The sequence below is a fragment of the Pseudomonas sp. F-14 TE3482 genome (assembly GCF_053629455.1).
Window position 1 is genome coordinate 6,295,160 of sequence record NZ_JBRJII010000001.1, and the last position, 14,306, is coordinate 6,309,465.

General features: G+C 57.0%; 15 protein-coding genes and 1 pseudogene. 7 read left to right on the forward strand and 9 right to left on the reverse strand.

The features are described 5' to 3' along the window. Positions 1-3: 3 nt before the first annotated feature. The gene (locus AB7M26_RS28630; protein ID WP_123499139.1) at positions 4-1,470 is read right to left on the reverse strand and encodes a c-type cytochrome; all 1,467 of its coding nucleotides are present in this window, start codon (positions 1,468-1,470) and stop codon (positions 4-6) included. A gap of 386 nt (positions 1,471-1,856) precedes the next feature. Between AB7M26_RS28630 and AB7M26_RS28635 the strand changes: the two genes are divergently transcribed. Together AB7M26_RS28635 and AB7M26_RS28640 are read left to right on the forward strand one after the other, a co-directional pair. Continuing rightward, positions 1,857-2,192 (forward strand): hypothetical protein, encoded by a 336-nt coding sequence (locus AB7M26_RS28635; protein ID WP_123499141.1) that lies wholly within the window; start codon positions 1,857-1,859, stop codon positions 2,190-2,192. Between the two features lie 377 nt (positions 2,193-2,569). After that, positions 2,570-2,977 carry a type II toxin-antitoxin system HicB family antitoxin gene (locus tag AB7M26_RS28640; protein ID WP_123499143.1) on the forward strand — a complete coding sequence of 136 codons (408 nt, stop codon included), beginning with the start codon at positions 2,570-2,572 and terminating at the stop codon, positions 2,975-2,977. A gap of 56 nt (positions 2,978-3,033) precedes the next feature. Here the strand turns inward: AB7M26_RS28640 and tam are convergent, their stop codons facing one another. Then, positions 3,034-3,804, reverse strand: coding sequence for a trans-aconitate 2-methyltransferase (gene tam / locus AB7M26_RS28645; protein WP_123499145.1), 771 nt, complete (start codon positions 3,802-3,804; stop codon positions 3,034-3,036). Positions 3,805-4,190: 386 nt separating this feature from the next. Here tam and AB7M26_RS28650 point away from each other — a divergent pair, with 386 nt between their 5' ends. The 3 genes from AB7M26_RS28650 (at position 4,191) to AB7M26_RS28660 (ending at position 6,341) form a co-directional block, all read left to right on the forward strand. Further along, complete coding sequence (locus tag AB7M26_RS28650) at positions 4,191-4,694, forward strand: inclusion body family protein (RefSeq protein ID WP_095630996.1); 504 nt, start codon at positions 4,191-4,193, stop codon at positions 4,692-4,694. Between the two features lie 125 nt (positions 4,695-4,819). Then, on the forward strand, positions 4,820-5,359 hold the full coding sequence (locus AB7M26_RS28655; RefSeq protein WP_123499147.1) for an AidA/PixA family protein: 540 nt from the start codon (positions 4,820-4,822) through the stop codon (positions 5,357-5,359). Positions 5,360-5,942: 583 nt separating this feature from the next. Beyond that, the gene (locus AB7M26_RS28660; protein ID WP_123499149.1) at positions 5,943-6,341 is read left to right on the forward strand and encodes a low affinity iron permease family protein; all 399 of its coding nucleotides are present in this window, start codon (positions 5,943-5,945) and stop codon (positions 6,339-6,341) included. A 56-nt stretch (positions 6,342-6,397) separates the two neighbouring features. Here AB7M26_RS28660 and AB7M26_RS28665 read toward each other — a convergent pair whose 3' ends face one another. The 6 genes and pseudogenes from AB7M26_RS28665 to AB7M26_RS28690 form a co-directional block, all read right to left on the reverse strand. Continuing rightward, positions 6,398-6,901, reverse strand: a complete 504-nt coding sequence (locus AB7M26_RS28665; RefSeq protein ID WP_123499151.1) for a DUF4142 domain-containing protein — start codon at positions 6,899-6,901, stop codon at positions 6,398-6,400. Positions 6,902-6,974: 73 nt separating this feature from the next. Further along, positions 6,975-7,130 carry a KGG domain-containing protein gene (locus AB7M26_RS28670; RefSeq protein ID WP_008014777.1) on the reverse strand — a complete coding sequence of 52 codons (156 nt, stop codon included), beginning with the start codon at positions 7,128-7,130 and terminating at the stop codon, positions 6,975-6,977. A gap of 116 nt (positions 7,131-7,246) precedes the next feature. Next, a complete protein-coding gene (locus tag AB7M26_RS28675) occupies positions 7,247-8,596 on the reverse strand; it encodes a sensor domain-containing protein (protein WP_123499154.1) in 1,350 nt (449 codons plus the stop codon). 102 nt (positions 8,597-8,698) lie between these two features. Beyond that, entirely contained in the window at positions 8,699-9,337 is a 639-nt protein-coding gene (locus tag AB7M26_RS28680) for a LysE family translocator (RefSeq protein ID WP_123499156.1), read from the reverse strand. Between the two features lie 64 nt (positions 9,338-9,401). After that, positions 9,402-9,818: a fosfomycin resistance glutathione transferase gene (gene fos, locus AB7M26_RS28685; protein ID WP_123499158.1), complete on the reverse strand. Its 417-nt coding sequence runs from the start codon at positions 9,816-9,818 to the stop codon at positions 9,402-9,404. A 434-nt stretch (positions 9,819-10,252) separates the two neighbouring features. Continuing rightward, positions 10,253-10,474 (reverse strand): annotated as a pseudogene (locus AB7M26_RS28690) (hydroxymethylglutaryl-CoA lyase); the annotation flags it as partial. 243 nt (positions 10,475-10,717) lie between these two features. Between AB7M26_RS28690 and AB7M26_RS28695 the strand changes: the two are divergent. Next, positions 10,718-11,884, forward strand: a complete 1,167-nt coding sequence (locus tag AB7M26_RS28695) for a multidrug effflux MFS transporter (RefSeq protein ID WP_123499160.1) — start codon at positions 10,718-10,720, stop codon at positions 11,882-11,884. On the opposite strand, the gene yiaY is transcribed toward AB7M26_RS28695, so the two are convergent. Beyond that, positions 11,881-13,029, reverse strand: coding sequence for an L-threonine dehydrogenase (yiaY, locus tag AB7M26_RS28700; protein ID WP_123499162.1), 1,149 nt, complete (start codon positions 13,027-13,029; stop codon positions 11,881-11,883). The two genes, AB7M26_RS28695 and yiaY, sit on opposite strands and share 4 nt — an antisense overlap. Before the next feature lie 156 nt (positions 13,030-13,185). On the opposite strand from yiaY, the gene AB7M26_RS28705 reads away from it, so the two are divergent. After that, positions 13,186-14,205: a DUF4917 family protein gene (locus AB7M26_RS28705; RefSeq protein ID WP_123499164.1), complete on the forward strand. Its 1,020-nt coding sequence runs from the start codon at positions 13,186-13,188 to the stop codon at positions 14,203-14,205. The last annotated feature ends 101 nt before the right edge of the window (positions 14,206-14,306 follow it).

Below are 14,306 nucleotides of genomic sequence, written 5' to 3' on the forward strand. Positions count from 1 at the left end.
CGGCTACTTCCCTGGCTCCGCCTTGCTCGCATCAGCGTCGGCATTCGCTTTGGATTTGATAAAAGCGATCAGTGCGTTCAACTCCTGATCACTCGGGGTAAAGGCCGGCATGACGGCTGCATAGCCTTTGACGATTTTGGCGCCGGGATTAAGAATCGAATCCTTTATATAGCCCTCATCGGCCTTGATACTCGTACCGTCGGCAAGGGTTACGGTCTTGCCATACAGGCCCTGCCAGCTGGGGCCGACGCCCTTGCTGCCATCGACACTGTGGCAGGCCAGACAGCCGAGCGACTCGGCCAGCCGCTGCCCCTGCGTCGCCAAGTCGTCACCTCTGTCCAACTTTTCGCTAGCAGAAGGCTCTTGCTGCGCGGCACCCAGCGACTTGATCAGGGCGACGACAGCGTCCAGTTCATCTTCAGTGAGAGTATAGGCCACCATGACTGGCGGGTAGCCCTGCACCAGCCGGGCCTTCGGATCGAGAATCGACTCTTTCAGGTAGGCCTCATCAACCAGCGCACGGGTGCCATCGGCAAACTGTTCAGTGCGGCCGTACAGCCCCTTCCATCCCGGGCCGAGACGGGTACTGCCATCCTGGCTATGGCAGGCACCGCAACCGTATTGCTCGACCAGCAAGCGGCCTTTTTCCAGCACGCTGTCCTGACTGGGTTTGGCAGCTGTCGCTAATGTCTGCGCAAAAGTCGGTTGGCTGTTCAGCCATCGATCGAAGGCGCCCTGCTCTTCCACGATCATCTGGCCGCGCATGTTGTAATGACCTACGCCACAATATTCAGCACAAAGGATTTCATATTTCCCGATTTTAGTTGGTGTAAACCAAAAGTACGACACCATCCCCGGCACCATGTCCATCTTGCTGCGAATTTGCGGGATATAAAAATTGTGCAGCACATCTTTAGAGCGCAGTAAAACTTTCACTGGCTGATCGAGTGGAAGGCGAATTTCATTGCTTTTTATAAGCACATCGTCCTGCCCGACAGGATCCTTGGGATCAAGGCCGAGGGGATTGGTAAAATCAACAAACTTGATATCCGATTTACCCAGCTTCCCGTCCTGGCCGGCAAAACGAAAGGCCCACTGCCACTGCTGGGCGACCACTTCAAGTTCATAAGCATTTTTCGGTACCCGGATGAAATCACTGTAAACCACCAGGCCTGGCGCCAACATTGCGGCAATCCCTACCGAGGTCACGATAATCAACCATGTTTCCAGTTTTTTACTTTCTGGCTGGTAGTGCGCCCTGGAACCCTCCTTGTGACGATAACGCATCACGGCTACCGCCATAAATACCGTGATAGCAATGAAAAATATTCCACTGATGATCATTGTAATGAACAGGGTGGTGTCTATAGATCCCCAGTTGGAAGCTGCCGGTGTCGCCTGCCAAGGCGCTAGTAGATGGAACAACACGGATGCAATAACGATTAATATCAAGATAATTGCTATTGCCATTTTCTGTTCATCCTATTCCTGTTGTTCACTGGTTATGCAAACGCATCGCCACTGACGTCCAAGCAGGGCAGAAAATACCGTCCCATTCGGCGGTAAAGTCAGCAAGAAGTATAGTGCACGGACGGAACAAGTGCTTTTTTGAAAAACCTGATGCAGGGATGTTCCAACGAATATTAAGCTAATCGTTTAAAGCGATTCGCTACATACAACTATGGATATTCAGCATTACGTTTCTATGGACTAAACGGGCGTAGCGCACAGCAAGCGAGACCAGGTTGCCAGCTATACTCAATCCTGATGACGGGATGGCAGAACTGGCCAGAAGCGGATGGCTTGAGAAGAGACAAGAGCTACAGAGTCCAGCAGTCCACGACGGAGGTTTCGTCATGAGTAACCTGACGATCGAAGGCTGGTGCAAACCCAGCGGCGCCCCAAAGTCCACCCCGGTGGGTGAGATCAGTTTTGATGTCGATGGCCCTCTCCATCTGCGTCTGGAGCAAGCTGAAGAACGCCTACAGAAAACCCATGAGCCTGAAGCCATGGTTGATGTCGACATGAACTCAATGGATTTGGTCTTGCCAGAGGGATACGGTCCCTTGTCCGACTGCCAAATGCGCGTCTACCTGCAGCACGATCGCGGTCAGTTCCATTTGGTCGGGCATCGAGCGAGCGATGGAAGCTTGATCTATACCAACGCGGTTTTGATTGATCAGCTGATTTAGAAGCTACTACTCAATCTCAGTCAGTTAAGCGAGCAACCCCTTTTCGTAGGAGCCAGGCTTGCCGGCGAAAGCGCTCTTAAGGACGCCTTCGCCGGCAAGCCTGGCTCCTACATGTCCGATTCGCCCAACTCACTGACATTGATCCGAAGTGGCCGGTTTTTTATGCATGAAATTTGATCTCCCACGCTCTCCAGCGCCTCGGCAAAACCCTGCAATACAGAAAGCAGACCTCCCCCAAGCCATCGCCAAATGCCCTCCTAGACTCATTTCATACCGCTAGTACATCAGTGCTGAGGACGCATTGGTGGTTATAGTGTTGATTAGTGAATTTCAGTAGGTATAGTAACCACACGCAGCGCCTTCGGAGAATGACAAACATGCTTTACCCAATTGCGATTTCCATGGGCGATGACGAACACGCCTGGGGCGTGGAAGTACCGGATATTCCGGGTTGTTTCTCTGCTGGGGAGGATCTGGATGACGCCATGGCCATGGCGCGCGAAGCCATCGAAGGCCATTTCGAAATACTGGCCGAAGACGGATCAACGATTCCACCCGCCAACAAAGTGACCCTGCATGCGGCCAATCCGCAGTACGCAGGGTGTACGTGGGCCGTGGTGGACATCGATGTCACCAAATACCTGGGCAAGGCCCAGAAACTCAACATCACGCTGCCCGGCTACTTGCTCAACCGCATCGACGAATACGTACTGCATCATCCGGAAGAGAAAAGTCGCTCCGGATTTCTGGCTTCGGCCGCACTCAAAGTTTTGCAGCAGGGCTGATGGTTCGAAGGTTGGTCAACCAAAGGGACAAACGGCCACGCATGTCCCTTTGTACGTCAGCGCGTCGCCACCATGAACAAACGCGGAAACGGCAACAGCACAGAACCATCACTCAGCGTCGGATAGGCCTTCTCGATTGCCGTCAGATACTGCTCGAGATACTGCACTCGCTCCGCTTCATTCAGCGGCTCAAGAAAAGGCCGCAAACCGCTGCCCTTGAACCACTCGACCACACCCGATGCGCCGCCCGAGAGGGGATGATAGTAAGTGGTGCGCCATACATCGACGCGGGTGCAATGGGCACGCAGCATCGAGTAGTAACCACCCGCATCCTCCATTTCCGTTCGCTGGCTAGCAGCCCTTGCCAGTTTGTCAGCCCAAGGACCGTTCGCTGCGACCTCGCGCATCAACCTGTGCGACGGTTCGTTGAGGTTGTCGGGCATCTGAATCGCCAGGCTGCCGCCAGGCGCAAGCCTGGCCACCAATGACGGCAGCAACCGGGCGTGATCGGGCAGCCACTGCAACACGGCGTTGGCGAAAATCACGTCAAACGGGCCGGTCTCGTTCCAGGCATCAATGTCTGCAGTGTCGAAACGCAGGTGAGGCAAGCGCTTGCGAGCGGCCTCGATCATATCGGGTGAACTGTCCACCCCTCGCACCGCGGCATTGGGAAAGCGCTGCACCAGCAACTCGGTGGAATTACCCGGGCCGCAACCGATGTCGATTGCCGATTGGACGTCCATTGTGGGGATGGCGGCCAGCAAGTCACGCGCCGGGCGCGTGCGCTCATCTTCAAACGCTACGTATTGTTTGGCGGACCAACTCATATCGTTCTCCTGTCGGTGCAGGTTGTAGCCAGAGGCAGACAACCGGTTCGCTACGATACATCGACCGATGTGCTCTGCCCTATCCCGACTTTTGGAGGGCGTAGGATCTGAGTGAGTCTTTTCTTATCGCAAAATCATCGAAAGTCATAACCAAAAGGACCGTTCGTCGACCGAAGGGCGAAGCGATTTTGACAGTATAAAAATGACATCTATAGTCCTACTCGCGGCCTGTTGGAAGGAACCCAACCCGTCATTTCAAGGCAAGGAGCAAGGCCAGCTCGCACCCGTGATCGAGTGGGTTCCCCAGTAGTGTGTTCGCAACGGCCGCAAGGCAAAGCGTTGTGCCTGGTAGGTAGCCAGGTAATCACTATCAAAGGAGCTTTACTATGTCTCGAGTCACGGATGTACTTGTTTCGATCGACACCGAAACCATTCTGAAAAACTACCCGAACATCAGCAAAAACCCTGCTGCACCGACGATGATCGACGTCAACCATGTATACATGGTGACCAATCAGAACAACGTGGTGAGTGGCCAGGCCGGTGGCGAGCTCAACTTGAAAGCACAGGTAGGCGATCTGATTCGCTGGCGTGAAACCAGCCTGTCGCTAGGCTTCGAGCAAGCAGTGATTTTCTACAAGTTCGTCGGTAACGCAGGCAACGAGTTGATCTCTACGCCCACGCCACGCAAGGCTACCGCCTCCTTTGCAGTCCCTAACACCAGCAATCCGTCGGTGCCCAGCTGCCAGAAGGTCGATAACCATTACTGGTCTTCGGAAACCCTTGCTTGCGGCAGCGTGACCTATCACTTCCAGTTTCTGATCGTGAATCGCGACTGCCAGATCATCGGCTGCTGCACATGGGATCCGTTCATTACCATCCATAACTGATGCTGGGCCGGGCCCCTTGGCAACGAGGGGCCTACCGAGCTCGTTGCCGCCTCGGCTGGAACAGGATGTCTCGCTTGAACCGAAGCGGTTACCGTTTTGCGTCAACATCATGAAAGGAATCCATGATGACTTCCGAACCGATTACCTCCCCTTCGGCGAGCGTCGTGAGAGCCAGTAGTGTGCTGCTGATCGTCGATGCCGAATCGCTGCTTTCCCGTTATCCGCAACCCAGTCTTGAAGCGCAAAAACCGACGGTGATTGAAGACGGCTTCATCTTCGCCATCAGCGGTACAGAAACAACAAAAAAAACCAAAAATGACAGCAAAGTGACGCTAACAGCCAGTAACGGCCAAGTCTTCCATCTCCGCGGCAGAACCGTCAGCCTGCTGGCCGAACACAGCGTTGTCTTTCACAACATTTCGGTGAGCGATGCCGGGATCCTTTCGCCACCCAAACTGGTCGTCAACGGCGAGCAGACAGTCCCCGCGCCCGACCCGGCCAACCCGACCCAACCGGGCAGTCACAAAGCCGATGATCATTACTGGGAGTGCTCGCAATTGACCCCAGGCGTGGTGGCCTGCGAACTGAGCTTTATGCTGATCAACCAGCGCTGTGAAGTGTTGGGGTATTTCAGCTGGAAGACTGAGGTGACGTTGTTGGTGTGAACCAGACACGCACAAAAAACGGTCTCAAGGGCTAATGCCGGTCAGAATCGTCAGACACAAGACTGTGGCGAGGGGGCTTGCCCCCGTTGGGCTGCGAAGCAGCCCTGAAACCTGCAATCTCGTTCTGCCAGGCATACCGCATGCACCGGGTTTGCGACTGCTTCGCAGCCGAACGAGGGCAAGCCCCCTCGCCACAGGTGTCCTTATCTTGACTAACGGGCATTAGTCTCAAGGCGGGCGACTCACCGCTATTTACTATCCGCCCCCTTCTCCTGCATCTGCACCGATGACTTGGTGCCATCAGTATTGTCTTTAGTCTCGTTATCCGAGTTATCGAAGCAGCCCTGCAACGCAAGCAGGCAGCAACAAAGGTAAAACGTGCGAGCGAGGTTCATGCTGGTCTCCAGTTTCACAGGCTTGAAGTAGTGACCTCATGTCGGTGGAAATGGTTGCGACTTTTTCGGCCCCGACGATCAGCCTCTGACAGAGGGTTCACGCATCCATGCGCAGGCACTATTCAGCAGAATTTTCGTTATGCCCGTGCTGTCTGAAAATCAGGCGCATCCCTATAAGGAGCACGGCAATGAAATTCGCAAAAATTGCACAGAAACTCTCCCTGTGGGCCGGCCTGCCCCGGACATTTCTGGGGGCGATCGTTCTGATTATCCTGTGGGGTTTGAGCGGGCCGATTTTTCATTTCAACGATACCTGGCAATTGATCATCAACACCTCGACCACCATCATCACTTTCCTGATGGTGTTCCTGATCCAGAACACCCAGAACCGCGACACGGACATTTTGCACTTGAAGATCGATGAGTTATTGCGAGTAACGAAAGAAGCGCAGAACGCGATGCTGGGTCTCGAATCGCTGGATCTCAATCAGCTGGAAGAATTGAGAAAGAAATATCGCAACCTCGGCGAGGGCGAAACGATTCCTCTGGACGGCACTGTCGTCCCGAAAACAAAGAAACAGGATTGAATGAATGTTGACTCATGCCCCGCGGGTGACCGGTGACGTCACCCGCGCCATTGGTGCTAACGACTGGCTTGCAGCTCTCTGGCCATTTGCAGGTGGTTTTGCAGTTTGGGCAAGGTTTCTTCGGCGAACGCTTTGATTTGCGGCACGTCCGTGGTCTGCGCTTGTTGTTGAAGCTGCTCGATGGTCTCTTGGGTGGTTTTCACCTGACTGGCGGCGTACGCCTGATCGAAGGACGCATCGTCCTTCACCTCCGGAATCAGGGTTTTGGCCTTGTCCATCACCTCTTCGCGTGGTGCGACCGGTAAATCGAGTTGCTTGGCAATTTTCGCCAGATGCTGGTTGGCGGTGGTGAGGTCGTTGATCACCACGATGGTGTAATCCTTGACCTCTTTGGATTCGGTTTTCTGGTGCGCCAGGCGACTGGCTTCGATGTCGGCCATGCCTTTGGCTGACGCTTCGTTGATGAATTCAGCAGCTGACTGGGCAAAGGCACTGTTGGCAAACAGCCCCAGTAACGTAACAAAACTGGCATTGCGTAAACGGGTGGCCATCCGGCTCATGGTCGCGCCCTCCTTCTTTGAAAATTCAAACGGGAGCTTGCGCCCCCGTCTTTTAATAAAACCATCTTCACTATTACCGGGATTTCTGACCACCTTTGCGGCCCATGCCGCCTTTCGCGGAGTCTTTATCAACGGTCGTCGTGGTGGTTTTCCCACCTTTGCGACCGGCTTCAGACGCCTTCGTTCGATCATGGGCACTACCCGGACTCGGATTTTTTGAAGTAGGCATGGTTTTCATCCTCTTGATGATGAGAGCAGCGAGCAGCCGCCCGCATAGAATAAGAATTTCCATAGTCAAAAAGGTTTAGAAAAACTGGTAACGCTGCGACGAACGGTGACGGGCTTTCAGGCCCCGAGACGCAGGTGATGCTGGCGCTTGGCGCTGTACATCGCCTCGTCGGCATGCCTGAACAACTGATTTTCTTCAGTCCCGTGTTCGGGGTAGCGCGCAACGCCAATGCTCGGCTGGATGCTCAGGTTATGCCCGTCCAGGCGCAGGGGCTGAACCAGCACCTGACGGATCTTTCCCGCCACACGCTCGGCATCCTCTGCGGCATGGATGCTGTGCAACAACACCACAAATTCATCACCGCCGATGCGCGCCACGGTATCGGTTTCACGCACGCAGCCCTTGAGCCGATTGGCGACCGCTTGCAGCAGCATGTCGCCAACCGTATGACCGTGGGTGTCGTTGACATGCTTGAAGCGGTCGAGGTCGACGTAGAGCAAAGCCATTCGACCGGAGTCTGTTCGGGCCAGCTCCAGCGAGGCTTTGAGGCGTTCGCGCAGCAACTCGCGATTGGGCAACTGAGTCAGTTGGTCGTACTGGGCCATGCGCTGGAGCCGGGCATGCAATTGCTTGCGCTCGATAGCGGTCGCGACCTGGGCGCAAACATACTGCAGCAGCTCTTTGTCTTGCTCGGTGTAACGCTCACCGCCCGGTACGCTTTTAACGATCAATGCGCCAATGGTGCCGTTCTTCGAACTCAATGGCACGCCCAGCCAGCAGGGCGAATCCTGGCCGGCGACCAGTGCCGCAAACCCCGCCGGCGGATTGTCCTGATCCGGAGTCAGCAGGATCGGCAAGCCGCTGCGAATGACTTCACTGCAAAGACGCCCGGTCACAGTCCCGGGCTCCTCGGGTTGCGGTTCACGGTCGTCGACGTGATAGGGGAAATTCAGCTGCGCGCAGTGCTCGTCATACAGCGCCACGGAGAAATTCAACGCCGGGAGCCATTCGCCGATGATCGAATGGACGCGTTTGAACAGCGCCAGCAGATCTTCCGCCGCGTGGGCCGCCTCGGAGATTGCGTACAGCGCCGCTTGTCGGGACTCGGCCTGTTTGCGCTCAGTGATGTCGTGGGCCACGGCAATGCGCAATTGGTCGACTTCCGACCAGCGCGCAGACCAGAGAATGTGCGCCACCCGGCCATCCTTGCGCAGGTAACGATTTTCAAAATTGAGCTTGGGTTCGCCGCCCATGATCTCCCGCGCGGCGTCGAGGGTGCGCTGTCGGTCGGCGGGATGCACCAGATCGATCATCGGCTGGCCGACCAACTCGTCGGGGGTGTAACCGAAAATGCGCTCGCAGGCCGCGCTGACAAATACGAAGCGACCTTGTTTATCCACCGCACAGACGGCGTCCAGCAAGAGGTCGATGTAGCTCGCCAGTGGGGCGGAATTTCTGGTTTCCATAATGCCGAGAGCGTGTCCGGACAATGCAACATTGAACAACCCTCCCTGACCGGTCATACGCCCGAGCGATGACGGTACGCTGACGCTTCCCTGCGATCAGCCTCAAGCCTTGTTCGTCACCAGCCCCGGCAGCGCATGCGCCAGGGCATTGATGGCAAAGCCGATGAACATTACCCCGCACAACCGGGTGATCGCCAGTTCATGACGCTGATACAACGTGCGCACCTGACGCGCCCCGACGATGCCTATGAGAATAGCGTAGGCCAAAAGGCCACCAACGAAGCTCAGGATGATCAACCAAGGCAACATCGACCAATGCAGCAATTCTGCACGGCTGGACAACAGCGCAGTAAAGGTCGCCACCGCCACCGGATAAGCCTTGGGGTTGGTCAAACCGAACAGGATACCGTGCCAGAATGGCTGCCGCGCCGGCCCCTGAGGCGCCTCGGCGCTGCCGCGACGAGCCCGCACCGCGCGCAGACCCAGCCAGAACAGGTAGAGCCCGCTGAGTACGCCCAACACATCGAACGCGGTGCTGCCGATTTCCCGCGCACCGACAATCGCGATCAGCGCCGTGCTGCACCAGACCACGTCGCCCAGCAAATGCCCGCACAGAAACCCCGCTCCGGCCCGCCGCCCGCGCGCCGCGCCGATGCCGAACACCGCCAGCACACCCGGCCCCGGTGTGATGCCATAAATGAAGCCCGAGGCAAGAACGGCCATTAGCAGCGATGGAGTCATGGGGATTCCTGTTGAAACGCCGGATGAATGGACGCAAGTCTATCTCACCCCCCCGCGCATCGACTCACTGATCGTCGAAGAACTTCATCCCCGCATACGGCCGTTGCCGACACGCCGCCAGCCGCGACACCAGATCCCCGACATGCGCCTCAAGCTTGTGCCCGTCCGGGTCGAGAAAATAGAACGATGCGCCTTCGCTGCGGTTGTCCCGCCACTCCTGCACGTTGGCCGATCGCAGGTGTTCGACGAACAACGGGAAGTGCGCTGAATCGATACTGAAGGCGTAATGGGTGTAGTCAGCGGTGGCCGTAGATTCGCATTGCGGATCGAGAGAAAGACACAACCACAGACCCGGTAGTGAGAGATAGGCGCCGGTGTCCCACGTGGCTTCTAGCTGGAGTTGCAGCAGATCGCGATAGAACGCCACGCTGCGGTTCAGGTCGGTGACGGCGAGGGTCAGGTGGTTGAGGCCGGTTAGCATGGATTGAGTAACCTTGAGGCTGGTTCCGACCGGAGCGTACAACTTAAACGTCCTTGAGCGTAGAACCACTAGTGCATCGTTGGCTATTAGTCAGTCATCGCGAGCAGGCGCGCTCCCACAGGGGTTATCGTCGTTCACAGATTCCGAGTACGACACACATCTACTGTGGGAGCGAGCCTGCTCGCGATGGCGTCCGGTCCAACACCGCAAATCTCAGAACTTATCGAGCGTGCGCAGCTTCTGCAGCAATCCCCATAGCAGCAACTTCACAAGGGAGTCCCGATTGTTTTTGTTGTCTGGCTGAGGTGTTCAGTGAACGCGCTTTTTTGTAGGAGCGAGGCTTGCCCGCGAAGGCGGTTTGTCAGCCTCCATCAATGCTGAATGGCAGACCGCTTTCGCGGGCAAGCCTCGCTCCTACAGGGTTCGTGGTGGGTTCAGGAAGGCGTGGGGTGCAGGTCGCAATTGCGCCCGGCCTTGGCGAGTTGTCCGGGTACTTCGTGGCCCAACAACGCGGGCAATCCTCGGGACAACCTCAGCAACAACGGCAGATCGATGCCGGTGTGAATACCGATTTCATCGCACAGATTGACCAGATCTTCAGTGCAGATATTGCCCGAGGCACCCGGCGCAAACGGGCAACCGCCAAGGCCGCCGAGGCGGCGAATCAGGCTTTTCTGCAACATGGGAGGGCTCGATGATTTCGGTTCGACTGAGTCGGCAGGATAGCCCGGTTTCGTTTCGTCTCCGCCATCCAATTACCCAATGAACCAGACATGCCCCCCTGGAATTCGCCGCGTTACAGGAAAAACTTCAGGTTAATATCCGCCTCTTTGTCAGTCTCAAACGAACCGAACAATACAGCCAGGGCATCGGCTGCTGAAAAACTCAGGGAAGATCAAATGAAGAGCAGCACCACCCTCCTCATCACCTGCTGCACGGTTTTTCTCGCTCAATTGGGCATGAGCATTTATCTGTCGGCGCTGCCGGAAATTGCCCGGGATCTAACCGCCGATGCCTCGCAGGTTTCATGGGGGCTAGCGGTGTATCTGATCGGCATGGCGCTGCCGATGCTGTTCTGGGGCAGCCTCGGTCAACGTATTGGTCGTAAACCGGTATTGCTCGCGGCGCTCGGTATCTATGGGGTGGGTAACCTGGCCCTGCCCTTAGGCCAGACGCTGGAGTCGTTCCTGTTTTTTCGACTGATTCAGGGTGTAGGCGCCAGCGGAATTTCGGTCATGGCCCGAGTGTTGATCCGCGACAGTTTCCGCGGCGACCTGCTGGCCAAGGCGTTGTCCTGGATATCGATTTCCTTTGTGGTGGCGCTGGGAATCGGCCAATACCTGGGGTCGATTATCCAGGTGGCGCTGGGTTGGCCGATGATCTTCTACTTGTTGGGCGGCGTAAGCCTGTTGATGGCGGTGGTGGTGGCCCGACTCACGTTCCCGGTGCTGGCAGCAGAGAACACACTGTCATCCGCCTGGACGAGCTACTGGCACATTCTGGGTCATCGGGCCTTCCTGTTGCCGGCCCTTGTCGGTGGCCTGGGGTACGGGGTGATCGTCGCATTCAACACCGCCGCGCCGTTGATTCTGCAAGGCCCCTTCAGCTGGTCGGCAGTGGAATACGGATTGTTGGGTTGGCCAATCAGCGCGGCCTATTTTCTCGGGGCTGTGGCGGTCAATCGCTTTGTGCTGCGTACCGGTCAGCGCCAGCTGATGACGGCGGGCGTTGGGCTGGTACTGGCCGGCAGCGCAGTCATGTTGCTGGGTAGCATCGCCGGTACGTCAATAGCACTGCTGTTCTGGTTGCCCTATTGTTTTGCGGTGTTTGGCCAGTCGTTGAATTACCCGATCAGCCTGTCCCTGGCCAACGAAGGTTCGCCGGTCGGCGGTGCTTATGCGATGGCATTGAGCGGTTTCATTCACCAACTGATGGCCGCCATTATCGGCGGTATCGCCAGCCTGATAGCGAGCCAGCAGGCATGGCCATTGTCGCTGCTATGCACCTTGCTGGCCGTGGGCGCGTTACTTTGCGTAGTGCTTGCGCCCGGCCGTCGAACCACTTAGAACGCGCTGCGGAAAATCTCCTCGATCTGCCGCTGATCCGCCTTCCGTGGATTGGTCAGTCCACAGGCGTCTTTCAAGGCGTTGCTGGTCAGCACCGGGATGTCGTTGAGCCTGGCACCGAGCTCACGTAAGCCGGCGGGAATTTCCACGTCCTTGGCCAGAGTGCGAATGGCCGCGATCGCTGCCTGAGCACCCTCCTCGGGGCTGAACCCGCGAATGTCGGCGCCCATCGCGCGGGCGACATCGGTCAGGCGGTCGGCGCAGACCAGCGCGTTGAAACTCTGCACGTGAGGTAGCAGCACCGCATTGCACACACCGTGGGGCAAGTCATAGAAACCACCCAACTGGTGAGCCATCGCGTGAACGTAACCGAGGGACGCATTGTTGAATGCCATGCCGGCCAGGAACTGCGCGTAAGCCATGTTTTCCCGCGCGATCATGTCACTGCCGTCGTGTACGGCCAGGCGCAGGTTATTGCTGATCAAGGTGATGGCTTTCAGCGCACAGGCATCGGTAATCGGGTTGGCCGCCGTGGAGACGTACGCTTCGATGGCGTGGGTCAGTGCGTCCATGCCAGTGGCGGCAGTCAGGCCCTTGGGCATGGCGACCATCAGCGCCGGGTCGTTGACCGACAGCAGCGGCGTGACGTTGCGATCGACGATGGCCATTTTCACGTGACGGGATTCGTCGGTGATGATGCAAAAACGGGTCATCTCGCTGGCAGTGCCGGCGGTGGTGTTGATCGCGATCAGCGGCAACTGCGGTTTGGTTGACTGATCGACGCCTTCGTAGTCACGAATCGTCCCACCGTTTGTGGCGCACAAGGCGATGCCCTTGGCGCAGTCGTGAGGCGAACCGCCGCCCAGCGACACCACGAAATCACAGCGACTTTCCTTGAGCAGGCCCAGGCCAAGTTCGACGTTGGCGATGCTCGGATTCGGCTTGGCGCCGTCGAAGATCACCGAGTCGATGTCCTGGATCGCCAGTTTCTCGGCAATCATCGTCGCCACGCCAGCCTTGGCCAACCCGGTGTCGGTGACGATCAGTGCCTTGCGAAAACCATACTTGCGAATGGCGTCCATGGCTTCGTCGAGGCAACCGGTGCCCATGATGTTCACAGCGGGGATGAAAAACGTACTGCTCATGCGCGAGTCTCCTGGCTGAAGCCGAATCAACAGCACCGATCCGGCGGGTGCGCACAGGATCGACCCATTAGTCGTGCGGTAACTTGATCTGGCTCAAGTCCGGGTCGTGATAAAGTCGCCGTCCATCAGACCTTTTGCTTTGAGACAACGAACGCAATGACCGATTTCCAGGATGTCGATGCCCAACTTGAAGACTGGAACGCCTTGCGCACCACCGCCTCTTTCGGCGGCCTGCTGGTGGGTAACGGTGCCAGTCGTGCGGTATGGGACGACTTCGGCTATGACTCGCTGTTCGAAAACGCCCGCACTGTCGAAGAGAAGCCGCTGAGCCAATCCGAATTGAGCGTGTTCGAGGCGATGCAGACGCGCAGTTTCGAACAGGTGCTTGGGGCGCTGAAAACCACCAGCCGGGTCAACAAGGCCTTGGCCGTCAGCTCAGCGGCACCGCGCAATCGTTATTACGCGATCAAGGAAGCGCTGATCAATACCGTGCATGCGGTGCACATCCCTTGGCGGTTGGTGGTGCCCTCGACGCTGGCGACGATCAATCAGGAATTGGGCAGCTATCGAACGGTGTTCACCACCAATTACGATTTGCTCAACTACTGGGCGATCCAGCACCGGCCTGAGGCGATTACCGATCTGTTCCAGGGCACCGAGCCGCGTTTTGACCTGAGCCTCACCACGACAGACAAAACCCGGCTGTTGTACCTGCACGGCGGCCTGCATCTGGTGCGCAATCAGGACGGCACCGCGCGTAAATTGATGTCGACCGAAGGTACGTTGCTGGGCAGTTTCGCCATCAACAATACGATCAAGACCCTCGACGATGTGCCGCTGTTCGTCAACGAAGGTCCGACCCAGGACAAGCTCAAGACCATTCGCAGCTCCGATTACCTGTCGTTTTGCTACGACCAGTTACTGGGCCATGGCGATGGGCTGTGCATCTTCGGGCATGCCCTTGGCGAGCAGGACAGTCACATCATTCATGCATTGCGTCAGGCGAAGCCGAAGACAGCGGCGATCTCGATTTACCCGCGCAGCAAGGCGTTCATCCAGCATCAGAAGCGGCATTACACGAAGGTGTTTGAGGGGACGGGAGTGGAGCTGCGGTTTTTTGATTCGAAGACGCACGCGCTTGGTAGTCCGAAGCTGACTGTACCGGTCGAAGTTTAGCGGCGCCGCGGCCGGCCTCTTCGCGGGCAAGCCCGCTCCCACAGGGATTTGTGAACGCTGCCAAACCAATGTGGGAGTGAGCCTGCTCGCGATAGCGGTCT